The organism is Mycetocola sp. Y171, assembly GCF_056713165.1.
In genome coordinates this window covers 1,137,324-1,162,088 of the sequence record NZ_JBWYGX010000002.1, presented here as the reverse complement: position 1 = coordinate 1,162,088, position 24,765 = coordinate 1,137,324, and the positions used below count along the sequence as shown (strand labels likewise).

Sequence of the window (24,765 nt, the reverse complement as noted above, 5' to 3'; positions counted from 1 at the left end):
AGTGACTGAAGGGGCTGGACTCGACGAGCGGATCGGCCCAGAATTCGAATCATGACACCTCCGTCGCGGGCGATCCGGACGCCCGATCAGCGTCTGCGCGTGTTCGTCAGTTCGACCCTCAAGGAGCTGGCGCCTGAGCGCAAGGCTGCTCGCGCCGCCATCGAACGGCTGCACCTGGCGCCGGTGATGTTCGAGCTCGGCGCCAGACCGCACCCGCCGCGCGACCTCTATCGCTCGTACCTCGAGCAGAGCGATGTCTTCGTCGGCCTCTACGGAGACCGCTACGGGTGGGTTGCGCCAGGGGAAGACGTGTCCGGCCTCGCCGACGAGTACCTGCTCTCACCGCGGGCGATGCCGAAGCTCATCTACATCCGCGAGACAGCCGATGGCCGCGAGCCGCGCCTCACCGAACTGCTCGACCGCATCCGGTCCGACGACACAGCATCCTTCAAGTACTTCACGGAGCCCAGGGAGCTGAGGGCGTTCCTCGAGGCGGACCTCGCGACGCTGTTGGCGGAGCGGTTCGACCAGAGCCGCGCGGAGCCCGCCGTCGTGCTGCCCGATGAGCCCCCCGCTGTGCTCGGTCCGGACGACGCTGTGGTCCTTCCTGCGCCGTTGACCGAACTGATCGGTCGAGACAGCGAGCTCGATTCTCTCGAACGGATGCTGCGCAGCAGGTCGACCCGGTTGCTCACCCTCACCGGTCCTGGCGGTATCGGCAAGAGCCGGCTGGCCATCGCCGCCGCCGACAGGGTGAGCGACGCATTTCCAGGCGGCGTGCAATTCGTCGACTTCTTGCCCGTGCACGACCCGACACTGGTGGCGAACACGATCGCGCAGGCTCTCGGCGTGCGCGACATCGGTGACACCCCCGTCATCGAGAAGCTGTCCATGGCGCTGAAAGACCGGCGGATGCTCCTCGTACTCGACAACTTCGAGCAGATCGTCGGTGGAGCGCCCACGCTGACCGAACTGCTGTCCACCTCTCCTGACCTGACCCTTCTCGTCACCAGCCGCACTCTCCTCAGGGTGTCCGTTGAACACAGCTTTCCCGTCGGACCCCTGCCGGTGCCCGACGCCGGGGTCCCGACAACACCAGACGCAGTGGTACGAGTGCCAGCCGCCGCCCTGTTCATCGAGCGTGCGCACGCGGTGAAGCCTGACTTCGAGGTGACACCGGCCAACGTGGCCGCGATCGTCGGGATCTGCACCGCCCTCGATGGCGTGCCCCTCGCGCTGGAGCTCGCGGCAGCGAAGATCCGAGTGCTGTCGCCAGCGGTCATGCTCGAGCGACTCGACCGTCTGCTGCCGTTCCTGGGTGACGGTCCGCGTGACCTGCCCGCACGGCAGCAGACGCTTCGCAAGACCATTGAGTGGAGCACGCAGATGCTCGGGGAGTCGGAGAAAACCCTGCTTGCCACGATCGGCGTGTTCGAAGGCGGGTTCTCACTCGAAGCCTGCGAGGCGGTCTACGACCCCACCGGCACGGCGGATACGCTCACGGCACTGGGGGCACTCGTCGACAGCAGCCTCGTCAGCCAGCAGGACCGCGGCGACCGCTCGTACTTCACCGTCCTCGCCACGGTGCGCGCCTACGCGCTCGAGCAGCTGGACGCCGACGGCTCCCTGGCGGAGATGCGGGAACGCCACGCCAGCTTCTTCCTGGCACTCGGTCAGGAAGCCGAGAGCAGGCTGGAGGGCCCCCTCCAGCATGAGTGGGTACGCCGGCTCGCTGACGACACCGACAATCTCCGGGCGGCCGAGCGGTATTTCCTCGAACGGGAGGATTGGGACCGCGCCGCAGAATTCGCGTGGACGCTGTACATCTTCTGGTGGATCGATGGCCACCACGGGGAGGTGCGCCGCTGGATGGAATCCGTTCTCTCATCCGGGGCACCGCTTGCCGACTTCAGCCGCGCGGTGGCGCTGTATTACTCGCGTGCGATCACGTTCTGGCAGGACCCGGACGGGCAGGTGGTGCCCGGCCTGATCGAGAGTGTCGAACTGTTCCGCCGGACGGGGGACCTGCCCAGTGAGGCGCTGACCCGCATCTCCCTGGCGCTCGCCTTGCTCACATCACCGGTTCCGGACCCGGTCGGGGCAGGAGACCAGCTCGAGTCCAGCCTCGCGCTGTTCCGGGACGCCGGTGACACCTGGGGAGAGGCGATGGCGCTCGTCACCCTCGGCCGGGTCGCGCTGCTGCAACAGGACGTGCAGAGAGCGCTCGAGCGGTTCCAGGGCAGCCTCGACCTCGCCCGGGCGCAGCCGGACGAACTCAGCGAGGCCATTGCCCTGCATCACCTCGGCTGGGCGCAGATTCTTGTCGGTGCGCTTCCAGCCGCGCAGGCATCGTTCGATGAAAGCCTGAGCCTGTCGCTCAGCCTCGCCCACGACGAAGGAATCGCATACGGCCTGGAAGGCATGGTGGCGACAGCGGCCTCCCTGGGCGACGTCGAGCGTGCCGGGCGCCTGCTCGGAGCTTCCGAACGGCTGAGGGAACAGACCGGCCTCTACAACGCACCATCGTTCTCGTTCCACCAGCAGTGGGTCGGACAGATCCTCGAGAGCGAGCGGGCAGCGCTGTTCGAGCAGGCCCGGGCTGCCGGACGCACACTCTCGGCGAAGGCGGCGGCCGAAGAAGCCCTTCGACTTCCCGTCGATGAGCCGCCCCTGAAAGGAGACCTCAAAGATGCCTGACCCTGATCCCTCCGTACCGGGTCGCACCCGGCCCGTACGCGGTGATGACGGCATCCGACCGCTCACCAGAGCGGTCGCCGTGCTCGTGCTGCCCTTCCTTGCGGCTGCGTTCGTCCTGCTCTATCTCTTCCCGGCCGACACCGAGCGACTCTTCGCGTGGACCATCCAGCCCCCTCTCACTGCCATGGTTCTGGCAGCCGCATACAGCGGTGGCATCTGGTTCTTCATCCAGGTCCTCAGGCAGCGACGCTGGCACCGCGTGAAATACGGATTCCCTGGAGCACTACTCTTCGCCACGCTCCTCGCGCTCGCCACGGTGCTGCACTGGGATCGTTTTCACTTCGGCCACATCTCGTTCATCACCTGGGCGACGCTCTATCTCGTCACTCCGGTCCTCCTGCTCAGCGTCCTGATCATCAACTGGCGCGCGGACCCCGGCAGACCGGATGCCGTCGACACGACGATTCCCCGGCCGGTGCGAATTCTCCTCGCCGTTTTCGGAGCGGCGTCGCTGGTGACCGGCCTTGTGCTGGTTCTCGCTCCGACGGTGGCCGTCGGAGCGTGGGCATGGGAGGTCACGCCGTTGACAGCGCGCGTGGTCGGAACGGTTCTCACCCTGCCAGGTACGGTGCACGTGTGGCTGCTGGTCGATTCCCGGTGGACCGCCTTCAGATGGATCTTCCAGGCACAGTTGGTCAGCCTGGTCTTTCTCAACCTCGCAGTTCTCCTCTGCCGGGACCAGCTTCTCTGGCAGAACCCCGTCACAGTCCCCGTGGTCGGAACGCTGGTCCTGGCGCTGGTCGCGTACGCCTGGCTGTACCTGTTTTGCGAGCGCCGCGCTCGCCGAACGCGTGGGCCGGCAGAATCGTGAACGCGAGCGGTCCGTGCCACCGCGCACACCGACACAGACACCGACACCGACACCGGGAGTGCAGATGACCGAGTTCGTGGAATCCGCAGACGGAACCCGTATCGCTTACGACATCGAGGGGTCCGGCCCCGCCATCATCCTCGTCGGGAGCGCCAATCAGTTCCGGGCGTTCGACACCGGGTCCGCCGAGGTCGCGCACCGCCTTGCGGCATCCGGTTTCACCGCCGTCACCTACGACCGTCGCGGCCGGGGAGAGAGCACAGACAGCCTGCCATACGACGTCGACCGGGAGGTGGAGGACATCGGCGCCCTCCTCGCCGTGGTCGGAGGTACGGCGGCCCTGTACGGCAGTTCGTCCGGAGCGGTCCTCTGCCTCTGGGCCGCCGCAGCCCTGCCGGGGGTGACGAAGCTCGTGCTCTGGGAGCCGCCGCTCGACCTGGAGAGTGACGGCTCCGAGAATCTGGCCGGTCTCCGGGAACGCCTCGCCGCCGGCGATCGCGAGGGGACCGTCGCGTTCTTCATGAGGGACATGCCGCCGCAGTGGTTCGAAGGTGCGAGGAAAAGCGCCGCCTGGCCCACTCTGCTGTCGATCGCTCACACCCTCGCGTACGACGCCGCCGTGCTGGAGAAGGCCGAACGGGGCACGTTCTCCGACCAGTGGGCCGGAGTCACCGTTCCCGTGATCGTGCTGGTCGGAGAAGAGACCCAGCCGATCTTCCCGCCCGCAGCGTACGCGATCGTCGCGGCCCTGCCGAATGCCACCCAGCGCAGGATCGACGCCAGGAACCACGGGTGGGAGCCCGCCGTCATGGCGAAGGAGATCTCCGACTTCCTCATCAGGTGAAAGCCTGTCAACCCCGCGGGGCGGCGGACCGGTCTGAAGGGTGGGCGTAATAGTCTTCGTACTATGTCATTGCTGACGAGTCACCTCGACCTCATCGCCCCCTGGCTGGGCTCCCAACGCTGGTTTGCCAGCAAAGGGCGCCTTCCGGAACTCGAGCTCATCGGCAGTTGGCAGATCCCAGCGGACGACGCTCGTGTGCACACCCACCTGATCATGGACCACAGCGGTGCTGACCCTGTCCTCTATCAGGTGCCGGTCACCGAGCGCACGACTCCGCTCCCCGACGCCGACGGCGCCCTGATCGGGCGGTTCCCTGAAGGGGACGAGACCGTCTACCTGTACGACGGGCCGCACGATCCGGCATATGCCGAAGCCCTCCTGCGCATGATCACGGCGAACGCCACCGCGGAGTCGGAGGGGGCCGATGCCACAGGGCGCGCCTTCGGCGCCCTCGAGATCTCGGCTATCCTCGCTGCGCGCGTCCTCACCGGCGAGCAGTCGAACACCTCGATCATCTACCGGGTGACGACACCGGAAGGACCCCTCAGGGTGATCTGCAAGGTGTTCCGTGCCCTCCACGACGGTGACAACCCCGATGTGGTGCTCCAGTCGGCCATCGCCGCTGCCGGGTCCGCGAGCGTGCCGCACTCCATCGGCTGCGTCGTCGGGGAGTGGGACGACATCGGGCAGACGGCAGGCCGCGCCCGCGGCCACCTCGCCTTCGCCCAGGAATTCCTCGCAGGGGCGGAGGACGCCTGGCGATTCGCGTTGCGCGCCGGAGAAACCGGGGTCGATTTCACCGAGCGCGCGTTCGACCTCGGTGTCGTCACGGCCGAGGTGCACCGCACCCTCGCCACGTCGTTCGGCACCAGTGGGCCGACCCCATCCGACATCGCCGAAACGCTCGGAAGCTGGAAGTCACGGCTTCAGCTCGCCATCAACGAAGTCCCGGCCATCGCCGAACTCCGCGACGTGATCGAGAATCTTTACGCCACGGTCGGGTCCCTCGAGTGGCCCGCCCTGCAGCGCATCCACGGTGACTACCACCTCGGGCAGGTCCTCCTCGCCGACGGCCACTGGATCCTTCTCGACTTCGAAGGCGAGCCGCTCCGCCCCATGCTCGAACGGTCCCGGCCAGACTTCGCGCTCAGGGACGTCGCTGGCATGCTCCGCAGCTTCGATTACGTGGCCGGATCGCTCGGAAGCACGGAGCAGGCATCTGCCTGGACCAGTGCGTCGAGGCGCGCCTTCCTCAGCGGTTACATCGAGGAGTCCGGCACCGATCTTCGGGCGCACCGGGAGCTTCTCGACGCGTTCGAGATGGACAAGGCCGTGTACGAGGCCGTGTACGAAGCCCGCAACCGGCCGGACTGGCTACCGATTCCGCTCTCCGCCCTCCGCAGGCTGGCCGCCCGCGCGCGCTGACCGCTCAGCGGCGCAACAACACTCCGCGGGCGAACGCGGCCTGCCCGACGTGCTCGAGGTCATCGGCGAGAACGCTCACCAGGCGGACGCCGAGGGTGACAGCCGGCGTCCAGTTCTCGTCGACGATGCGGTCGAAGTCGCGGTCAGACAGGCCGGAGAGGAAGTGTGCCGTCCTGTCGTGCACTTCGTCGAAATAGCCGAGCAGCAGGTCAGGGGACTCGACGACGACGGCGGCGACGTCATCGCTCGAGTGGCCGTAGCCCGTGTCGGCCGCGGGCAGCGGAAGCCGGAACCGGTCCACCCAGCCGGCGGACAGCCAGATCTGGTCGGTGCCGACCAGATCGGCGATGTGATCGTCCTGGACCCGGGTGAGGTGCCAGATCAACCACGCGATCGTGTTCGCGTCCGGGTCGATGCGCGCCATCAGTGTGCGCGCGTCCAGGCCGTCGACGGCGCGGTGGACTCCCTCTCTGACGCGCCCGAAGGCATCCGTCAGCAATTCAGGACCGGTCATGTGTGCTCCTCGGATGTCGGTGGATGTCAGGTGGTTGGTGGGCCGCTTCGTCCGACACGCAAGGCGAGCGCGATGAGCGGGAGCTGCAACGGCAGGCGGAGCACGGCGATCACCCGTGCCGCCATCGGCTGGGAGCGCACCACGCGCACCGTGCGGATGTTGGCCGGGAACACCGCGACGAGGAAGACCGCGGAGAGCAGACCGCCGATGCTCCTCGTGCGACGGGCGACCACGAGTCCGGCGAGGGCCCATTCCGCCAGGCCCGATGCATACGTCCAGGACCGGCTGGAGCCGGGCAGGAGACGGGGCACGATCGGATCGAATACGCCGGGGCGCAGGAAGTGAATCGCTCCGGTCACCGCGAACATACAGGCGAGCAGCGTGCTCGCCGTGTTGGAACGCGGGGGAGCCGTCTTCGTACTCATCCAGCCACAGTAGGCGATGCATGGCCGCCGCGGCGCGGTGGTGTCTGGGCGTGCCGTGCGATCGGGCTACCGGGTCTGTGTCCACCTCGGCGTGCCGGGGATCGCAGGGCCCGTCGGCCAGCGAAGGACGCCCGCGACCCCCGCGCGTTCCGGCAGCCGTCCTGGCCCGACGAACATCAGCCGGGAGTCCGACACCAGGGCGGCGCGTGCGAGCGCGACGGCAGCGGGCACCGACTCGAGCACGGTGGCTCCGAGTGCTTCTTCCGGTGCGGACGCGACCCAGGGCTCCGATGCGAGCGCGAAGAGCTTCCGACTGCCCACCGCTTCGGGATCGAGGAGCATCGTCTCAACCTGACCCTGCTGAAGGGCGTGGATGACCGCGCCGACCCCGACGGCGCCGTTCTCGAAGTCGCCAGCAGACAGCCGGTCGACGGCGGCCGCCTCGTCCGAAGCCTGCAGCTCGTCGAGCTTCTTCGCGACGTGCTCGTTCAGGGCGCCCCGTGACGAACCGGCTGCTCTGACGTGCGACGATACGGTCGTCGAGATCTCCCTCGCCGCGGGGGACAGCTCCTCGGCGAGCAGCTGCACGGCGCGCAGGTCCCCGGCAAGGACGACGAGCCGGGGGCGGAGCTCCCGCACGAGGGAGTCGACGGCGTCGGCGAGCTGGTTCTGGTTCTGCTTCCAGATCTCCTCCGAGTGGTGCTGGTAGCGGCTGTGCGACCACCCGCCCGCCTGCACCTTGTTGAGGCTGTCCGTGCGGCCCTGAACGTCCGTGCGGTGCAACATGGCCGACTGGCTGGCGCGGAACACATGGATCTCGCCGCCCTCCCGTCCGGCTTCCGCGATGAGGTAGGTCGCGTCGTTCCCGCGACCGATGAGCAAGGGGAGGAGATTCGGCACAGCCGTGTACGCCACGATCTCGGCCGATGCCATCGGCCCAGCGAGGACCTCGTCGATGATGGGCTCCCCGTCGGTCACGACGAGGAACCGGGAGGACGGCCGGCCGACACCGGTCGGTTCGGACAGGATCCGGTCGACCACACGGCGGTCGGCGGCGGGGGCGCCGCCGGCGGCGAGCGTGTCCTGGACGGACTGCCTGCGGGCTTCGGCGTCCTGCCCTGAGCCGTCGAAGAGTGCGGCGGCGTCTGCGTGCACGACGGTGGAGCGACTGTCCCGGCGCCACAGTGCTGCCCAGGTTCTCGCCTCTTCAGTCTGGATGCCCCTGGTTGCGGTCTCGTTCTCCTGCGCTGGTCGATCGGCCATGATGTTCCCCTCCAGGCTGTGTCAGCTCCACCCGGGGTCGTGCCGTGACGACGACCGCTCGACGGTGTCGCGATCACTTCCATGAAACTCGTGCAGCCCGACCGGCACAAGTCCCACTCGCCTCCCCGTCGGGTCCGGGCAGGCGACCGCGCCTATCAGCCGTCGGGCGGAAAGGGAAGGGAATCCGGACGAATCTGCCGACCGCGGGGTGACGAACTAGATTTGTACCCACACCGCGCGAGTATTCGCGGGTGGAGCCTCTGACAAGGAGATCGATGGAATCCTGGCCCGGAACCGCATACCCCCTCGGTGCGACGTACGACGGCAGTGGCACGAACTTCGCCGTGTACAGCGAAGCAGCACACAAGATCGAGCTGTGCCTCATCGACGAAGAGAACGGAACGGAGACCCGGATCGAACTCCGCGAATCCGAGGCCTTCATCTGGCACTGCTACCTCCCCGAAGTCCAGCCCGGACAGCGCTACGGCTACCGCGTCCACGGCGAATACGACCCGAGCCGGGGCAAGCGCGCGAACCCGAACAAGCTTCTCCTCGACCCGTACGCGAAAGCGACCTGCGGAAAGAACGACTGGAGCCAGGCGCTGTTCTCCTACAACTTCGGAGACCCAGACTCACGCAATGACGAGGACTCCGCCCCTCACACGATGCTGAGCGTCGTCGTGAACCCGTTCTTCGACTGGGCGGGCGACCGGCATCCCCGTGTTCCGTACAGCCAGAGCGTGATCTACGAAGCCCACGTGAAGGGGCTCACCGAGCTCAACGAGGCCATCCCGGAAGCCCAGCGCGGCACGTACTCCGGAATCGCCCACCCCGCGACCATCGAGCACCTGCAGAAGCTCGGCGTGACCGCGATCGAACTGATGCCGGTGCACCAGTTCGTCCAGGACTCCACCCTCCTCGACCAGGGCCTGAGCAACTACTGGGGTTACAACACCATCGGCTTCTTCGCCCCTCACAGCGACTACGCCTCCACGGGCGAGGCCGGCCAGCAGGTCCAGGAGTTCAAGGGAATGGTTCGTTCCCTTCACGCCGCAGGCATCGAGGTCATCCTCGACGTCGTCTACAACCACACGGCAGAGGGAAACCACCTCGGACCGACCCTGTCCTTCCGCGGGCTCGACAACGAGGCGTACTACCGCCTCGAAGAAGACGACATGCGGTACTACACGGACTACACGGGCACGGGGAACACGCTCAACGTCCGGCACCCGCACTCCCTGCAGCTCATCATGGACTCGCTGCGCTACTGGGTCACCGAGATGCACGTCGACGGATTCCGCTTCGACCTGGCCAGCGCCCTTGCGCGCGACCTGTACGAGGTCGATCGTCTGTCGACCTTCTTCGAGCTCGTGCAGCAGGACCCGATCGTCTCGCAGGTGAAGCTCATCGCCGAGCCGTGGGACGTCGGCCCCGGCGGCTACCAGGTCGGGAACTTCCCGCCGCAGTGGACGGAGTGGAACGGCAAATATCGCGACACGGTTCGCGATTTCTGGCGCGGGGAGCCCTCGACCCTTGCGGAGTTCGCGTCCAGGCTCACCGGCTCGGCAGATCTCTACGAGCACTCAGGGCGTCGCCCCGTCGCCTCGATCAACTTCGTCACCGCGCACGACGGTTTCACGCTGCGCGACCTCGTGTCGTACAACGAGAAGCACAACGACGCCAACGGCGAAGGCAACAACGACGGTGAATCGCACAACCGCTCGTGGAACTCAGGTGAAGAGGGCGAGTCGGACGACCCCGTCGTGCTCGGCCTCCGCGCCAGGCAGCAGCGTAACTTCATTGCGACGATGCTCCTGTCGCAGGGAGTCCCGATGCTGCTGCACGGTGACGAACTGGGCAGGACCCAGCAGGGCAACAACAACGGGTACGCGCAGGACAACGAACTGACCTGGGTCCACTGGGACCAGGCGGACGCTCCACTCATCGAGTTCACCGCAGCCGTCGCGCGGCTCAGGAAAGAACACCCGGTGTTCCGTCGCAGCCGCTTCTTCGACGGGCGCCCTGTCCGGCGCGGCGAGGGCGAACCGCTGTCGGACATCGTGTGGCTCAACCGCGAAGGCGAAGAGATGCAGCCGGAGGACTGGGACGAGGAACTCGCCAAGACCGTCGGAGTGTTCTTCAACGGCCAGGGCATCCGCGAGCGCGATGCCCGGGGTCAGAACGTCGTCGACGTCAACTTCCTGCTCTACTTCAACGCCGACGCCGAGGACGCCGAGTTCACGCTTCCGCCGGAGGAATACTCCGAAGCGTGGGAGATCGTGGTGGACACAGCGGGGGAGGGCGCCGATTCGGTCGCTCGCCCGGCAGGTGCCCTGCAGTCCGTCGCGGCCCGGTCGATGCTCGTCATGCGCGCATACAAGAAGCCTGAAGCCGAACCCGACCACTCGGTCGCGGCTTCGCTGGCGGTGCTGAGCGGATCCCAGCTCACGACGCCGGCCGAAGTCCGCCCTGGCGCCGTCGTATGAGACTCCCGCTCTCGACCTATCGTCTCCAGATCCGTGAAGGGTTCGACCTCGCTGCGGCCGCCGACCTCACCGACTACGTCACGTCGCTCGGGGCTGATTGGCTGTACCTGTCTCCACTTCTCGTGGCCGAACCCGGGTCCGATCACGGCTACGACGTGATCGACCACTCGAGGATCGACCCCGTGAGGGGTGGCGCAGAGGGGCTCGCCGGTCTTTCGGCCATCGCTCGGGCTGCGGGCAGGGGCGTCCTCGTCGACGTCGTCCCCAATCACATGGGCGTCGCGACGCCGTCAGCCAATGCGTGGTGGTGGGACCTCCTCACCCATGGCGAGGAGTCCAGGTATGCAGAGGCCTTCGACGTCGACTGGGCGGCGGCGGGCGGCCGCATCCGCATCCCAGTGCTCGGCGACGGGGACGGCGAACTCGACGCTCTCACGATCGTCGACGGACAGCTGCGTTACTACGACAACGCGTTCCCGCTCGCACCGGGATCGGCGGACGACGGCGCGGATGCCAGGACGGTCCACGACCGGCAGAACTACGAACTGGTGGACTGGCGCCGTGCGGACGCCGACCTCAACTACCGCCGCTTCTTCGCGGTGAACTCGCTCGCCGGCATCCGCGTCGAGGTGCCGTGGGTATTCGCCGAATCACACGCGGAGATCGTCCGCTGGGTCCGTGAGGGACTCGTCGACGGACTTCGGGTCGACCACCCAGACGGCCTCGCCGACCCGGGCGGCTACCTCGACGCCCTGCAGGCGGCGACCGGAGGAACGTACGTCCTCGTTGAGAAGATCCTCGAGGGCGACGAGCAGCTCCCACCGAGCTGGGCCACAGGAGGCACCACCGGCTACGACGCCCTCGGCGACATCGATCGCGTCCTCGTCGACCCAGCCGGCAAGCCCGTCCTCGACGCGCTCGAAGGCAGACTCGAGGGAACGACGACGACGGACATCGACGCCCTCTGGCCCGAGCTCGTCCATGAGAACAAGCGACGGATCGCCGACGGCATCCTGCGCTCGGAGGTCCTGCGGCTCGCGCGGCTGGTTCCCGACATCGTCGGTGCCGACGACGCGATCGCCGAACTGCTGGCAGCCTTTCCCGTGTACCGCTCGTACCTGCCGTTCGGGATCGAACACCTCGAACACGCCGCACTCACCGCTCGCGAGAGGCGCCCTGAACTGGCGTCCGTCGTCGACGCCCTGGTCCCTGTGCTCGCCGACCCCGAGCATCCAGCGGCGATCCGGTTCCAGCAGACCTCCGGAATGGTGATGGCGAAGGGCGTCGAGGACACCGCGTTCTACCGGTACAGCCGTCTCACCTCGCTCAACGAGGTCGGCGCGGACCCCGGAGAGTTCAGCATCGACGTCGCGGAGTTCCACGCCAGGCAGCAGCACCGCCAGGCCACCCTGCCCGCGTCGATGACGACCCTGTCGACCCACGACACGAAACGCGGGGAGGACGTCCGCGCCCGGATCTCCGTGCTGGCAGAGATCTCCGCCGACTGGGAAGCCACACTCGACGAGCTGCGCGCGCTGGCGCCACTCGACGACGGACCGTTCGAGAAACTGCTCTGGGAAGCGGTTCTCGGCGCCTGGCCCGTTTCGCAGGAACGACTCGACGCGTACGCCGAGAAGGCGTCCCGCGAGGCAGGCACATCGACCACGTGGACAGAGCCGGATAAGGCCTTCGAAGCCAGGATGCACGGCCTCGTGGCCGCTGTCTTCGAGGATTCCCGTGTGTCAGGGATCGTCTCCGGACTCGTCGAACGGATCTCGCAGGCGGGCTGGTCCAATTCGCTCGCCGCGAAGCTGATCCAGCTCACGGCACCTGGCGTCCCGGACGTCTACCAGGGCAGCGAGCTGTGGGAGACCTCCCTCGTCGACCCGGACAACCGCCGGCCCGTCGATTTCGACGTGCGTCGCGAGTACCTGTCCCAGATCGACAAGGGCTGGCTGCCGGCCGTCGACGAGACCGGAGCGGCGAAGCTGCTCGTGACGTCGCGGGCACTCCGGCTGCGTCGGGACCATCCCGACTGGTTCTCCCGCTACCTGCCTGTGCCCGCGTACGGAGCGGCAGCCGACCACGTGGTCGCCTTCGACCGCGGAGACGCCGTCACGGTGGCGACCCGACTGCCGCTCGGCCTCGAGGCTGCGGGCGGATGGGCGGACACGACATTGGAGATCGCCGGCAGGTCCTGGATCGACACACTCACGGGCGAGAGGCACAGGGGCGGCTCGGTGCGACTGGCCGACCTGCTCCGGCAGTACCCGGTCGCGCTGCTCGTCGCAGACGAATTCGACGACAACCGAGCGATGGGGCACTGACATGGGCGACGGCATCCGCGTCTGGGCACCCGCTGCCTCGCGCGTCGACCTGAGGATCGGCGACGAGACTCTCGACCTGACCCGGGCGGACGGGGGCTGGTGGGCACGGCCTGGGCTCGACCCGGCGCCCGGCGCCGACTATGGCTTTCTCGTGGACGGTGACGGCCCGTTCCCCGACCCGAGGTCGCGGCACCAGCCCGAGGGCGTGCACGGCCTCTCCCGGGTGGTGGACAGGGACGCACACGACTGGGCGGATTCCGCATGGACCGGGCGCCAGCTCGCAGGAGCGGTGATCTACGAACTTCACATCGGCACCTTCACCCCTGAGGGCACGTTCGACGCAGCTGCCCTCAAGCTCGACCACCTGGCGTCGATCGGCGTGGACTTCGTCGAACTCCTTCCGGTGAACGCCTTCAACGGCACACACAACTGGGGTTACGACGGAGTGCTCTGGTACGCCGTCCACGACGGGTACGGCGGCCCCGCAGGCTACAAGCGGTTCGTCGACGCCTGCCACGCAGCGGGGATGGGCGTCATCCAGGACGTCGTCTACAACCACCTCGGCCCCAGCGGCAACTACCTACCGAAGTTCGGACCATACCTCACCGACGGCCCCGGGAACACGTGGGGGTCTTCCGTCAACCTCGACGGGCCGGACTCAGACACCGTGCGGCGCTACATCATCGACAACGCCCTGATGTGGCTCGACGACTACCACGTCGACGGGCTGAGGCTCGATGCCGTCCACGCGCTCACCGACCACAGTGCAGTGCACGTCCTCGAACAGCTCGCGGATGAGGTCGCCGCCCTCAGCGCATTCACGGGGCGCCCGCTCAGCCTCATCGCCGAGTCCGACCTCAACGACCCGAAGCTCGTCACACCGGTCGAAGCGTCCGGTTACGGCCTCGACGCGCAGTGGAGCGACGACTTCCACCACGCCGTGCACGTGGCGGTCACCGGTGAGACGACCGGCTACTACGCCGATTTCGAACCGCTCTCCGCGCTCGGCAAGGTCCTGACCCGTGGCTTCTTCCACGACGGGACCTACTCGAGCTTCCGCGAACGTGTCCACGGCCGACCCGTCGACACCGAACGCATGCCGTCGTGGCGGCTCGTCGTCGCAAACCAGAACCACGATCAGATCGGCAACCGCGCGATCGGGGACCGGCTCACGGCCCAGCTCGATCCTGGACAACTCGCGATAGCCGCTGCGCTCACCCTGCTCGGCCCGTTCACCCCGATGCTGTTCATGGGGGAGGAGTGGGCGGCATCGACGCCCTGGCAGTTCTTCACCTCCCACCCCGAACCCGAACTCGGCCGGGCGACTGCTGAAGGAAGGATCGCGGAGTTCGCGCGCATGGACTGGGATCCCGACGTCGTCCCCGACCCCCAGGATCCTGAGACGTTCGAACGGTCGAAGCTCGACTGGAGCGAGCCCGCCGGCGGGGACCACGCCAGGGTGCTGGAGTTCTACCGGGCCGCCGCAGACGTGCGAAGGAGACGGCCCGAGTTCACCGACCCCCGGTTCGCGCACACGACCGTCGAGCTCGATGAGGACGAACGCTGGCTGGTGCTGAGCAGGGGAGACGCGGCGATCGTCGTGAACGTCGGAACCGATGTACGCACGGTCCCGGTCCTGCCGTCGGAGATCCTGCTGTCCTTCACGGCAGACGGGTCGGAGATCGGTGTGCCACGCGACGGTCGCATCGAGGTTCCGCCGCACTCGGTCGTGGTCCTCGGCTGATCAGGCGTCGATGGCTGCTGCGAAGGCTTCGGCGGCCGGCCGGTTGAAGGCGACGAAAGTGACAGGGATGTCCGTTCCCGCGGCTCGCACCGTCCGAACGGCGATCGACGCGGCATCCGCCATCGGCCAGCCGTAGATCCCGGCCGAGATCGCGGGGAAGGCGATCGAGCTCGCCCCGACCTCAACGGCCACGCGGAGGCTGTTGCTGTAGGCGGATGCGAGCAGCGCGGAGCGGTCGTCGTCCCGATCCCACACCGGTCCGACCGTGTGGATCACGAATCGTGCAGACAAGCGGCCCGCCGTCGTCGCCACCGCTTCGCCCGTCGGCAGCCCACCGGGAAGGCTGGTCGCCCTCAGTCGACGGCACGCCGCGAGGATCTCGGGTCCGCCAGCGCGGTGGATGGCACCGTCGACGCCGCCCCCGCCGAGCAGCGAACTGTTCGCCGCGTTGACGATGGCGTCGACATCGAGTGCAGTGATGTCGCCTTCGACGAGTTCGATGCGCACCCGGATCCTTCCCTGTCAGGCGCAAGCGTACCGCTCGTCCTTCGTCCGTCCCAGTGGTTGCCCGCGCAGCAGTTCTCGCGGTACACCGGGATCATGACAGATCCCCTCGCACACTGGATGGCCGCCTATCAGACCGCATGGGAGTCGAACGACCCCGACCACATCCGCGCGCTCGTCACCGACGACGTCGTCTACAGGAACGAACCGTGGACGGAACCCTGGCGCGGGGCCGAGGCCGTCGTGACAGGCTGGTTGGCTCGCAGGGACGAGCCGGGCAACCACACCTTCGAGTGGTCTCCGGTCGTCGTCACCGACGACGTCTGGATCGTCGAGGGAACGACGGCGTACACCGACGGCAGGACATACAGCAATCTCTGGGTGATCCGGCCGGGGGACGGGGGCAGGGCGCACGAGTTCACCGAGTGGTGGATGGACCAGGCCTCACCGTCCTGACCTCAGCGGGCTGATCCGTGGCCCGTCACAGCGAGCGGAGTCGCTCGAGGAGCGGACCGGCCGCCTCGCGGAGGAAATCGTCCTGGCGGCGATCCCCGACCTGCACGATCGCGATGTCGGTGTATCCGGCTTCGATGAACGGCCTGGCTGCCTCCGCGATCTCGTCGAGGTCCGGTCCGCACGCGATCGCGTCCGCGACGTCCTCCGGTCGGACGAACTGTGAAGCGCCGGCGAATCCGGCAGGGGTCGGGAGGTCGGCGTTGACCGCCCAGCCTCCGGCGAACCAGCGGAACTGTTCGTGGGCCTCGGCGATCGCGGCATCCTTGTCAGGGCCCCAGCAGACAGGGATCTGACCGATCACGCGCGCAGCGGATGCATTCCCGCCGTGAGCTGAACGCCAGGATGAGACGAGGTCCGCATCCGGCTCGGTAGAGATGAAGTGGTCGGACAGCGGAGCGAACCTGGCGATGGACTTCTCGCCGGAGACCGCGATGCCGATGGGCACCCCGTCGTCGGGGGCGTCCCAGATCCGGGCGGAATCCACGCGGAAATGGTCGCCGTCCCAGGTGACGAGCTCGCCGGTGAGGAGCTCGCGGATGATGTGCACGGCCTCCTCGAGCATGTCGTGACGGAGGTCCACGGACGGCCAGCCGGTGCCGACGACGTGCTCGTTGAGGTTCTCGCCTGCGCCGAGTCCCAACAGGAAACGTCCCTCGGCGAGGAGCTGGAGGGTCGCCGCCTTCTGGGCGACGACGGCGGGGTGATAGCGGAGTGTCGGACACGTCACGAAGGTGGCGAGGTCGACCCGCTCGGTGGCCTGGGCGACGGCGCCGAGCAGTGTCCAGGCGTACGGCGCATGGCCCTGTTCGGTCAGCCAGGGGGAGTAATGGTCGCTGCAGACCTCGAAGTCGAAGCCGAGCCGCTCTGCCTCGACCGCATACCGCACGAGGTCGCGCGGGCCGCTCTGTTCCGTCATCAGGGTGTAGCCGTATCGTGTCATGGCCCGAACCTGTCATTGCGGGCAATCGGGGTCAAGGGGCTGTGCCTCGACCCCGGTCATGCGGTAGCGGTCAGCCCTGTGGCACGATCTGCTGCAGTGCCCAGCGGTTGCCGTCCGGGTCCGAGAAGAAAACGAAGCGGCCCCAGGGCTGGTCGTCGACCTCAGTGGCATCCACACCGTTCTTCAGCAGGTGTTCCCTGGCTGCGTCTGCGTCCGGCACGACCACCTGGATACCCGTCTGCGACCCCGGCGCCATCTCCGTGATCCCCTCGCCGATGACAATCGAGCACGCCGAGCCAGGGGGTGTCAGTTGCACGAAGCGCAGGCCCTCCGACACGGGGAAATCGTGGTCGGCGTGAAATCCGACCTGGTCGACGTAGAACGCTTTCGCCCGGTCGACGTCGGTGACCGGGACGGCGATGAGTTCGATTTTCCAATCCATGGAATCCTCCTCAGGATGTCTTGTCGCTTCGAGTCTAGGAAGCCATCAGGACCCATCGTGTCCTCATTCCGCGATGTTTTCCAGGCCCTCTCGCGGTCCCGGATCCGGTGTGCCATCGTGAACGGAGTCCTCGAAGACAACGAAGAAGAAGGAGCGAACCATGTTCACACCCGTCCACGGATTCAGCGGATTCAGCGTGTCTGACATCGACGCCGCCCGGTCGTTCTACTCCGGACAGCTCGGTCTCACGGTCGCCGACGACGAGATGGGTATGCTGCGGATAACGCTGCCGGGAGGGGCCGAGGTCATGGCGTATCCGAAACCCGACCATGTCCCTGCATCCTTTACGATCCTCAACTTCCTCGTCGCAGACGTCGACGCAGCTGTCGACGCTCTCAACGGCAAGGGGGTCGCCACGAAGATCTACGACGACGCCGACCTTCCGACCGATGACAGGGGGATCATGCGCGACAACGGCCCGACGATCGCCTGGTTCCGCGACCCGTCTGACAACGTGATCGCCGTCATCGAGGACACGACCCTGTAGCGGCTCAGCCCTGGTCGGTCACCGGGCCGAGCAGGGAGTTCGCAACGGTCGAGTGCGCGGACTCCGGGTCGCTGGGGTGGAACAGCCCGGCAAGGGAGTCCCGGTACAGGCGGGACAGCTCACCGTCGGCGTCGTATGACCCTCCGCCTGCCACGCGGATGGCCGTCTCGACGACCCCGCGGCTGACATCCACCGCCCGGGTCTTTGCACCGACGAGCAGACGGAACCAGGCAGCGCCGGGGTCGGCGAGTGCGTCGACCTCGGCAGCGAGCGAGTCCAGTTGCGGCGCGATCGAGTCGAGCTCGATGGCGGCGTCTGCGAGCTGCCAGCGAATGTCGGGGTCATCGGCGTAGCTGCGGCCGTCATGCTTCATCGACGTGCGCCGGCGCGCAGCCTCGACCCCGAGTTCCAGCGCACGGTCTGCGATTCCCGCGTAGACGGCGCCGATCAGCAGCAGGAAGTTGCTGAAGATGCCGAAGATGTACGGGTCGGCGCTCGGCCCGACGGGGAGCACCCTGGCGATGCGTTCAGCCGGAACCCGTGCGCCCGTGAGTTCGGTGGTGAAGGACTGGGTGGCCCGCATCCCCAGCGGGTTCCAAGCGCCGACCGGGCGGTGTCCTCCCGTCTCCCTGGTGAGATAGCCGTGCACCAGCGTCGGATTCGCCGGGTCGGAGTCGTCGCGGCCGAAGACACCGAGGCGGGTCCAGGCCGGCGAGAGCGAGGTGAAGATCTTCCGTCCTGTGAAAGAGAAAGAGCCGTCTGGCCCGGGCTCGGCAGCCGTCCGTGAGTCGAACATGACCTCGTCGTTCCCTGCTTCGCTGTTCCCGAACGCGAACAGTTCGCCGCGGCTGGCGTCGTCGAGGATCCAGTCCAGGCCGGAATCGCCCCGATCGTGCAGGACCCTGGCCACCCCGACCACGACGTGGTGCATGTTGACCCCGAGTGCGGTTGCCGGCGCGTAGCGGGCGAGCAGCCGCTGGTTCCTGACCGCGTCGCCGAGGGACTGGGGAGCGAGGTACCCGGCCGCGCGGAGCTCGTCGAGATCCTCGGTGAAGAACCGGTTGTCCCGGTCGTATTCCGGTGCCCGCGAGCGGATGCGCTCGAGCAGGTCGATCGGCAGGTCGGTCACCGTCCCAGACTAGCGAACCACGTCAGTCCAGGAGGTTGCCTTCCGAGTCCCTGCCTCGAAGTTTCTCCATGTCTCGACGCTCCCGTTTGGTGGGCCTGCCGGCCCCGGGGTCGCGCATCGGACGCAGCGCCACTTCCTCGCGCGGTGGGGGAGGAGGAGTCTTGTCGACGAGGCATTCGGCGGCCACGCTCGCGCCGACGCGTTTGACCACGATCCTCGCCACGACCACGATCCGGTCGAAACCGCCCTCACGAACCCGGATCTCGTCGCCGATCCGCACCGGGTGCGATGCCTTCACGCGTTCGCCGGCGACGCGGACGTGCCCGGCCCGGCAGGCCGTCGTCGCCATCGACCTGGTCTTGTAGACACGGACCGCCCACAACCAGCTGTCGACGCGCGCACTTGGCACGGGGGTATTCATCCGTCGAGCCTACGGGCGCTGTCGGCCCTCGGCCGACAGCAGGGTGTAGCCCCTGAGCACGGCCGACTCGATGATCTCGACCGGAAGTCGCGACGCAGACGCGACACGTTCGCTCGCGGATTCGATGGGCTCTGACCTGTCGAAGGCCTGGCGGATTCCGTCGGCGACGACCCGCAGGGTGCGGGCCTGGTCGATGAGGAACGCCCGATCCACCGCAGTTCCGTGCCCGGGGATCACGACGTCGCCCTCCCCGACCAGATGGGAGAGGTCGTGGAGCACGTCGGGCCAGTCGAGCGGAAAGCTCCCCGACCCGTACATCGGCGGTCCCGACTGTTCGACGACGTCTCCGACAAGCCAGGCGCCGGCGTCAGGCACTTCGACGATGAGGTCCGTGTCGGTGTGGCCGGGGGCAAGCGGATGCAGACGCACGATCCGCCCGCCGAGGTCGATGTCACGTGTGGCGGAGACAGCGACGGTCGGTGGGGTGAGCACGACATCGCGCCAGTCGTACTGAGGGGATGCCGCGGGGTCGGCCGTCCACGCCGTGAGGCGCAGCCGCTCGTACTCGTCGAAGTGCCGGGGGATGAGGTGGTGACCGAAGATCTCCGCGTCGGTGAACACCTGGTTCCCGAACGTGTGGTCGTAGTGGGCATGGGTGTTCACCACCCACCTGACCGGGAGACGGGTGAAGGCAGCGACATCGTCGCGGATCTCACGGCCCTCCCGGGGATTGCAGCGCGTGTCCACCAGGAGGACTCCGTCGTCGCCGGCCACGAGGCACACCGAGATGTCGAGCGGATCGTAGCGCCGCTGGTAGACCCGGTCTGCGACTTCGTTCCACGATGACATGGGACGATCCTACGGCGGTCGGACCGGCGTCAGACGATCTCGAAGTAGTCCAGGTCGAGGACGTCCTTGGGAGTCGGCTGAGCGGAGGGTTTGCTGGGCTGGAGCGCGCGCGTCTTCGCTTCGAGATCCTCGACGATCGCCGCGTCGGTCGGATCCTCGCCGTCACTCGCGGCAGGCATTGAGAACAACTGGCTCGACGGCCCGACGAGGAGATGCGCGTGACCGGAGATCGTTCCGTCCGTGACGATCGGGATGGCGATGATGTCGGCCTTTCCCGAGTCTGCGAGGGCCTGCGCGTACCTGAGAACGGCTTTGCACATCACATCGCCGGTCAGTAGTGATCCGCTGGAATAGAAGAGTCGTCTCATGCGGTCGACTGTCCTCTGGTCGGGCAATCTGCTCAAGGGCCTTGTGGAGTGGAGCCCGGATCGATACGGCCCGCGAGGAACGCGAGGAACGTGAGAGCCCGGTGCTGCACGCCCCGTGTCAACCCCCAAGGTGGACTGGGTGGGCAAGCTAGGGTACAAGGTGGATTGGTGTCTTCCCTCTCCGTCAGCGCAACTTCGAAAGGTCCCGGATGGGAAAGCTCTTCTATGATTCGACGCTGACCGTCGACTTCGATGACCGGGTGCTCGCACACCTCCAGATCGTGATCGGCGCGAAACTTCGACGAGGCGAATCCTTCTATTTCAGCTGGAAGGACGACCCGGGCGTCGGCGACGGGAGGAGCACGATCTGGCTCGCTCCGAACATCCCGCTCCATTACAAGTACTTCGGCTCGCGCCTTCCCGCCCTCAACCGGGAGTGGATCATCGCTCTGAGTGCCTCCTCGAACTCGGCAGGCGGCCTCCAGATCGTGCCTGAGCCGAAGCCGTCGAACGGTCCGAGCGAGGACCCCCAGTGAAGCGCATCGAGGTCATCTACGGCGGCGTGAAGTACACGATTCCGAACCGGGATCTCGCCGATGTCCAGAAGGAGATCACCGACGCGATCGCCGAAGGGTCAGTGCACTGGCTCGAGGCGAACAGCGGCGAAGGCATCCTCGAGCCGGCGCATCTTCTCATCGGCAACGGTGTTCCCATCGTTGTCGTCGACGTGATGGCGACAGTGCACTCCGAGAGCGCCAGCCCGCTCTAGCTCTTCCCGATCGTGCGGTTCTCGGCGCTGATCATCCAGGCGTACTGTTCCAGTTTCGCGATGATGGCGTGGAGGATGTCTGCTGACGTCGGATCTTCCTCGTCGACCTGGTCGTGTACGTCGCGCATCGTGCCGACGGCTGCTTCGATCCTGACGGTGATGAGGTCGATCGTCTTCGCGGTGTCCACCTCGCCACCGGGGAATGCCGGAAGAGTGGTCGTGGCCGCGACCGAGTCGCTGCGGCCGTCCGGGGTGGCGTGAAGCGCCCGCATCCGTTCGGCGACCTCGTCCGAGAATTCGCGGGCGGCTTCGACGACCTCGTCGAGCTGGAGGTGAAGGTCGCGGAAGTTCTTCCCCACGACGTTCCAGTGCGCCTGCTTGCCCTGCACGTGGAGTTCGATGAGGTCGACGAGCACCTTCTGCATGCTGTCAGCGAGTTCCTTCGATGCCGTGAACCCCCGCTCAGGCTTCTGCCGCCTCGTGGTCTTCGCTCCCGTGGATGACGAGCCCGGTCGTTCCCGTGTTGCAGTTGACATGGAGAAGTCCTTTCGAGGTGTGTGCGGCATCGGACACGTTAGAGGTTCCCCGTGAAGCGGCTCAAGGCCTTGCATTCCCTCACGAAGCTGCTACCGGTAGCCCGAGTCGCTAGGGGTTTCCTGCGGAATTCGCAAGTGCGAGGTGAGGAGGGGTTCCTCTGCCTAAGGTGAACTATGCCCGTGCACGTACGAACGATCCAGACCGCGCTGCCGCCGACCGTCCTGGTGCAGTCAGAAGCCCGCGAGGTCTTCGGTTCGCAGCCAGGCCTGACCCGGCTGGGTGAGCGACTCGTGCGCACCTCGTTCGACGTGTCAGGTATCGAGTCCAGACGCAGTGTCATCCGTGATTTCGACCCGGAGTCGGACAGCGACCCGGTCTTCTTCGACCCGTCTACCGGCTCGCTGCTGTCCCCGTCGACTCGGGTGCGCAACGATTTCTACATCCAGGCGGCCGGTCCGCTCTTCGCCGAAGCGGCCAGGGCCGCCATCGACGCCTGCCCGGATGTCACGGCCGCCGACATCACACATGTCGTCACCGTCTCGTGCACCGGGTTCTACGCGCCGGGGCCCGACTACGAACTGGTCAGGGAACTCGGGTTGCGGACGACCACCCAGCGCTACAACATCGGCTTCATGGGTTGTTACGCCGCTTTCCCTGCGCTGAGGGCGGCTGCGGCGTTCTGCGCGGCCGATCCCGAGGCCGTCGTGCTCGTGGTGTGCTGCGAACTGTGCACGATCCACGTGCGGTCGTCGAACGAGCCCGACCAGATCGTGGCGTCGTCCGTCTTCGCTGACGGAGCCGCAGCGGCGATCGTCACGTCACGGCCTCCGGCGACGGATGCCCCCACCCTGACGATCGACCGGCTCGCGAGCGAACTCACCCCGGTGGGTGAAAAGGACATGGCATGGACCATCGGCGACGACGGATTCGAGATGGTGCTCAGCGCCGCAGTGCCGAAGATCATCGACAGCTACATCGAGGGTGCCCTCGAGCCGCTGCTCTCGCCTGACCCGCACCTCGCTGCCGACCCGGCCGGCGGCATCCGGCATTGGGCGATCCACCCGGGCGGCCGAAGCATCCTCGACAAGGTCGAATCGAAACTCGGGCTCACCGAGAGCCAGCTGGAGCCGTCGCGCAGGATCCTGCGCGAGTACGGCAATATGTCGAGCGCCACAGTGCTGTTCGTGCTGAAGGAGATCCTCGACGCCGACGGCGGTACGGACGACGAGCGCGTGTGCGCGATGGCGTTCGGTCCTGGCCTCACGGTGGAGACCGGGCTGTTCACCCGGGTCGCCGCGGCTCGATGACCGTCGTTGTGCCTGGGGTGCTTCCCGACCTCGCCCGCCGCGACGAAGATCTCGTCGAGCTGATGGATGAGCCGCTCTGCGACCTCGACGCCCTGTTCAGGACCTATGCGGCATTCCCGGCCGTCAACCGCGTCGTCGCCGGGTGGCGGTGGACATACGCGACCCTGCTTCGGCCACGATTCACCGGGCCGGTGCACACCGTGGTCGACGTCGGGGCGGGCGGGGGAGACGTGGCGAGGGCGCTGATCCGGTGGGCGCGGAGCGACGGCGTCCGCCTGGAAGTCACCGCGATCGACCCCGATCCCCGAGCCGCCGCCTACGTCGAGACGCTGCCGGCGGTCGACGGATTCGTCTATCGCCGCTGCTCGAGCACCGAACTCGCCGACGAGGGATCCCGGTTCGATTTCGTCGTGTCGAACCACGTGCTGCATCACCTCACCGCTGCGGAACTCGGCACCGTGCTCGCGGATTCCGAGCGCCTCGCCCGGATCGCCGTCGTTCACAGCGACATCCGCAGGTCTGCGGCCGCGTACGTGCTGTTCTCCGCCTTCACCGCCGTCGGATTCGGCGGGTCGTTCATCCGTGGAGACGGACTGCTCTCGATCCGCCGCAGCTACCGTCCCGCAGAGCTCGGTGCCGTCGTGCCTCCTGGGTGGACGGTGAGCGGGCAGGTGCCGTTCCGGGTGCTGCTCACGAAGGACAGGATGCGCCCTGGTGCGTGACGTCGTCGTCGTCGGCGCTGGACCCGTCGGCAGCTTCGTCACCGCCCTGCTCCTGGACGCCGGACTCGACGCCATCGCCGTCGATGCCCGTGCGGAGGAGGCGCGCCACTCGCGGGCAATCGGCATCCACCCGCCGTCGCTGGTCCTGCTCGACGCCATCGGGGTCGCCGCGCCCGTTCTCGCCGCCGGCGTCCAGATCCGCCGCGGCGTCGCGCGCACCCGCGGGGCAGACCTCGGCACCCTCCGCTTCGCCGAGGAGGACGCCCCGCCGATCGTCGCCCTACCCCAGCACGTCACCCAGGCACTGCTCGATGGGGCCGTTGAGATCCGCCGTTCCGACGGCATCCGCCGTGGCGTTCGCGTCACGGGGCTCTCGCGAACCGGCGGGGCGCTCATCGTGCGCGGAAGTGACGCGAACGGGCCGTGGGAGGAGCCCACACGGTTGGTGGTGGGCGCAGACGGCGCTGACAGCGTCGTGCGACGGCTGGCCCATGCCAGGGCATCGACGCGCCACTATCGTGACCGCTATGCGATGGGTGACTTCGCCGACACCAGCGGCGACGACGCCATCGCCGTGCTCCACCTCGAGCGCGGCGGAATCGTGGAGTCGTTCCCGCTGCCGGGCGGCATCCGTCGTTGGGTGGCGCATGTGGGGACGGATGTCGCCGGGCCAGCGGCCCTCGCGAGCCTCATCGCCGAGCGGACCGGAACAGGGCCAGACGCTGCGACCGCGACGATGTTCAGCGCTTTCACTCCGAGAAAGACGTCGGTCGAGAACCTCGCCGGCCCCGGTATCGTGCTCATCGGTGACGCCGCCCACGAGGTGAGCCCGATCGGCGGGCAGGGCATGAATCTCGGGTGGGCGGATGCCGCCGGGCTCGCCGCGATCCTTCCCTCCGCGCTCCTGCCGGGAGACGATGGCGCGTCCATCCGCGCGTTCAGCCGTGACCGGCTCACGGTCGCGCGTCGTGCTGCGCGTCAGGCCGAGCTCAACATGATCCTCGGTCGCCCGGCTCCTGGGCCGCTTCAGGCCACTCGTTCAGCGTTCGCCCGGGTGGCGTCGCGTTCACCGGTGGGCGACCACCTCTCGCGGGTGTTCACCATGGCGGCTCTCTGAC

Annotated in this window: 25 protein-coding genes; 14 read left to right on the top strand and 11 right to left on the bottom strand. The window is 67.4% G+C overall.

All coding sequences use genetic code 11. The features are described 5' to 3' along the window. The first annotated feature begins 51 nt into the window (after positions 1–51). From AC1M2K_RS15235 to AC1M2K_RS15220, 4 genes are all read left to right on the top strand, one after another. The gene (locus tag AC1M2K_RS15235; protein WP_480241585.1) at positions 52–2,697 is read left to right on the top strand and encodes an ATP-binding protein; all 2,646 of its coding nucleotides are present in this window, start codon (positions 52–54) and stop codon (positions 2,695–2,697) included. Then, positions 2,690–3,568: a hypothetical protein gene (locus tag AC1M2K_RS15230; RefSeq protein WP_480241584.1), complete on the top strand. Its 879-nt coding sequence runs from the start codon at positions 2,690–2,692 to the stop codon at positions 3,566–3,568. Before AC1M2K_RS15235 ends, AC1M2K_RS15230 begins: the two co-directional genes overlap by 8 nt. Before the next feature lie 64 nt (positions 3,569–3,632). Further along, positions 3,633–4,412 carry an alpha/beta fold hydrolase gene (locus AC1M2K_RS15225; RefSeq protein WP_480241583.1) on the top strand — a complete coding sequence of 260 codons (780 nt, stop codon included), beginning with the start codon at positions 3,633–3,635 and terminating at the stop codon, positions 4,410–4,412. 63 nt (positions 4,413–4,475) lie between these two features. Next, positions 4,476–5,837, top strand: coding sequence for a maltokinase N-terminal cap-like domain-containing protein (locus AC1M2K_RS15220; protein ID WP_480241582.1), 1,362 nt, complete (start codon positions 4,476–4,478; stop codon positions 5,835–5,837). A gap of 4 nt (positions 5,838–5,841) precedes the next feature. Here the strand turns inward: AC1M2K_RS15220 and AC1M2K_RS15215 are convergent, their stop codons facing one another. From AC1M2K_RS15215 to AC1M2K_RS15205, 3 genes are all read right to left on the bottom strand, one after another. After that, complete coding sequence (locus tag AC1M2K_RS15215) at positions 5,842–6,351, bottom strand: mycothiol transferase (RefSeq protein ID WP_480241581.1); 510 nt, start codon at positions 6,349–6,351, stop codon at positions 5,842–5,844. A gap of 26 nt (positions 6,352–6,377) precedes the next feature. After that, positions 6,378–6,776: a DoxX family protein gene (locus AC1M2K_RS15210; RefSeq protein ID WP_480241580.1), complete on the bottom strand. Its 399-nt coding sequence runs from the start codon at positions 6,774–6,776 to the stop codon at positions 6,378–6,380. A 66-nt stretch (positions 6,777–6,842) separates the two neighbouring features. Continuing rightward, positions 6,843–8,039, bottom strand: coding sequence for a baeRF2 domain-containing protein (locus AC1M2K_RS15205; RefSeq protein WP_480241579.1), 1,197 nt, complete (start codon positions 8,037–8,039; stop codon positions 6,843–6,845). A 275-nt stretch (positions 8,040–8,314) separates the two neighbouring features. Here AC1M2K_RS15205 and glgX point away from each other — a divergent pair, with 275 nt between their 5' ends. The 3 genes from glgX to treZ are packed head-to-tail and all read left to right on the top strand — an operon-like array spanning position 8,315 to position 14,596. Next, positions 8,315–10,525 carry a glycogen debranching protein GlgX gene (gene glgX / locus AC1M2K_RS15200; protein WP_480236323.1) on the top strand — a complete coding sequence of 737 codons (2,211 nt, stop codon included), beginning with the start codon at positions 8,315–8,317 and terminating at the stop codon, positions 10,523–10,525. Next, on the top strand, positions 10,522–12,852 hold the full coding sequence (treY, locus tag AC1M2K_RS15195; protein WP_480241578.1) for a malto-oligosyltrehalose synthase: 2,331 nt from the start codon (positions 10,522–10,524) through the stop codon (positions 12,850–12,852). The genes glgX and treY overlap by 4 nt, the downstream gene beginning before the upstream one ends. 1 nt (position 12,853) lies before the next feature. Next, positions 12,854–14,596, top strand: coding sequence for a malto-oligosyltrehalose trehalohydrolase (gene treZ, locus AC1M2K_RS15190; protein WP_480241577.1), 1,743 nt, complete (start codon positions 12,854–12,856; stop codon positions 14,594–14,596). Here the strand turns inward: treZ and AC1M2K_RS15185 are convergent, their stop codons facing one another. Next, the gene (locus AC1M2K_RS15185; RefSeq protein WP_480241576.1) at positions 14,597–15,103 is read right to left on the bottom strand and encodes an O-acetyl-ADP-ribose deacetylase; all 507 of its coding nucleotides are present in this window, start codon (positions 15,101–15,103) and stop codon (positions 14,597–14,599) included. Between the two features lie 93 nt (positions 15,104–15,196). On the opposite strand from AC1M2K_RS15185, the gene AC1M2K_RS15180 reads away from it, so the two are divergent. Then, positions 15,197–15,556 carry a nuclear transport factor 2 family protein gene (locus AC1M2K_RS15180; RefSeq protein WP_480241575.1) on the top strand — a complete coding sequence of 120 codons (360 nt, stop codon included), beginning with the start codon at positions 15,197–15,199 and terminating at the stop codon, positions 15,554–15,556. A 25-nt stretch (positions 15,557–15,581) separates the two neighbouring features. On the opposite strand, the gene AC1M2K_RS15175 is transcribed toward AC1M2K_RS15180, so the two are convergent. Both AC1M2K_RS15175 and AC1M2K_RS15170 read right to left on the bottom strand, forming a co-directional pair. Then, positions 15,582–16,556: an LLM class F420-dependent oxidoreductase gene (locus AC1M2K_RS15175; RefSeq protein WP_480241574.1), complete on the bottom strand. Its 975-nt coding sequence runs from the start codon at positions 16,554–16,556 to the stop codon at positions 15,582–15,584. 70 nt (positions 16,557–16,626) lie between these two features. After that, positions 16,627–16,998 carry a VOC family protein gene (locus tag AC1M2K_RS15170; protein ID WP_480236329.1) on the bottom strand — a complete coding sequence of 124 codons (372 nt, stop codon included), beginning with the start codon at positions 16,996–16,998 and terminating at the stop codon, positions 16,627–16,629. Between the two features lie 160 nt (positions 16,999–17,158). On the opposite strand from AC1M2K_RS15170, the gene AC1M2K_RS15165 reads away from it, so the two are divergent. Continuing rightward, positions 17,159–17,545 (top strand): VOC family protein, encoded by a 387-nt coding sequence (locus AC1M2K_RS15165; RefSeq protein WP_480241573.1) that lies wholly within the window; start codon positions 17,159–17,161, stop codon positions 17,543–17,545. Positions 17,546–17,549: 4 nt separating this feature from the next. Here AC1M2K_RS15165 and AC1M2K_RS15160 read toward each other — a convergent pair whose 3' ends face one another. From AC1M2K_RS15160 to AC1M2K_RS15145, 4 genes are read right to left on the bottom strand one after another with little or no spacing between them, the layout of a single operon-like run. Further along, entirely contained in the window at positions 17,550–18,674 is a 1,125-nt protein-coding gene (locus tag AC1M2K_RS15160) for an acyl-CoA dehydrogenase family protein (RefSeq protein WP_480241572.1), read from the bottom strand. A gap of 22 nt (positions 18,675–18,696) precedes the next feature. Beyond that, the gene (locus AC1M2K_RS15155; protein WP_480241571.1) at positions 18,697–19,095 is read right to left on the bottom strand and encodes an RNA-binding S4 domain-containing protein; all 399 of its coding nucleotides are present in this window, start codon (positions 19,093–19,095) and stop codon (positions 18,697–18,699) included. 9 nt (positions 19,096–19,104) lie between these two features. Beyond that, the gene (locus tag AC1M2K_RS15150; RefSeq protein ID WP_480241570.1) at positions 19,105–19,944 is read right to left on the bottom strand and encodes an MBL fold metallo-hydrolase; all 840 of its coding nucleotides are present in this window, start codon (positions 19,942–19,944) and stop codon (positions 19,105–19,107) included. 29 nt (positions 19,945–19,973) lie between these two features. Then, entirely contained in the window at positions 19,974–20,312 is a 339-nt protein-coding gene (locus AC1M2K_RS15145; RefSeq protein ID WP_480236334.1) for a hypothetical protein, read from the bottom strand. A 209-nt stretch (positions 20,313–20,521) separates the two neighbouring features. Here AC1M2K_RS15145 and AC1M2K_RS15140 point away from each other — a divergent pair, with 209 nt between their 5' ends. After that, entirely contained in the window at positions 20,522–20,848 is a 327-nt protein-coding gene (locus tag AC1M2K_RS15140; protein ID WP_480241569.1) for a DUF7882 family protein, read from the top strand. Further along, complete coding sequence (locus AC1M2K_RS15135; RefSeq protein ID WP_480241568.1) at positions 20,845–21,081, top strand: hypothetical protein; 237 nt, start codon at positions 20,845–20,847, stop codon at positions 21,079–21,081. Before AC1M2K_RS15140 ends, AC1M2K_RS15135 begins: the two co-directional genes overlap by 4 nt. Here AC1M2K_RS15135 and AC1M2K_RS15130 read toward each other — a convergent pair. Further along, positions 21,078–21,617 (bottom strand): Dps family protein, encoded by a 540-nt coding sequence (locus tag AC1M2K_RS15130; protein ID WP_480241567.1) that lies wholly within the window; start codon positions 21,615–21,617, stop codon positions 21,078–21,080. The genes AC1M2K_RS15135 and AC1M2K_RS15130 overlap by 4 nt on opposite strands. Before the next feature lie 174 nt (positions 21,618–21,791). On the opposite strand from AC1M2K_RS15130, the gene AC1M2K_RS15125 reads away from it, so the two are divergent. From AC1M2K_RS15125 to AC1M2K_RS15115, 3 genes are read left to right on the top strand one after another with little or no spacing between them, the layout of a single operon-like run. Then, positions 21,792–22,925 carry a type III polyketide synthase gene (locus AC1M2K_RS15125; protein ID WP_480241566.1) on the top strand — a complete coding sequence of 378 codons (1,134 nt, stop codon included), beginning with the start codon at positions 21,792–21,794 and terminating at the stop codon, positions 22,923–22,925. Beyond that, entirely contained in the window at positions 22,922–23,647 is a 726-nt protein-coding gene (locus AC1M2K_RS15120; RefSeq protein ID WP_480241565.1) for a methyltransferase domain-containing protein, read from the top strand. Before AC1M2K_RS15125 ends, AC1M2K_RS15120 begins: the two co-directional genes overlap by 4 nt. Further along, a complete protein-coding gene (locus AC1M2K_RS15115) occupies positions 23,640–24,764 on the top strand; it encodes an FAD-dependent oxidoreductase (RefSeq protein ID WP_480241564.1) in 1,125 nt (374 codons plus the stop codon). Before AC1M2K_RS15120 ends, AC1M2K_RS15115 begins: the two co-directional genes overlap by 8 nt. Position 24,765 lies beyond the last annotated feature (1 nt).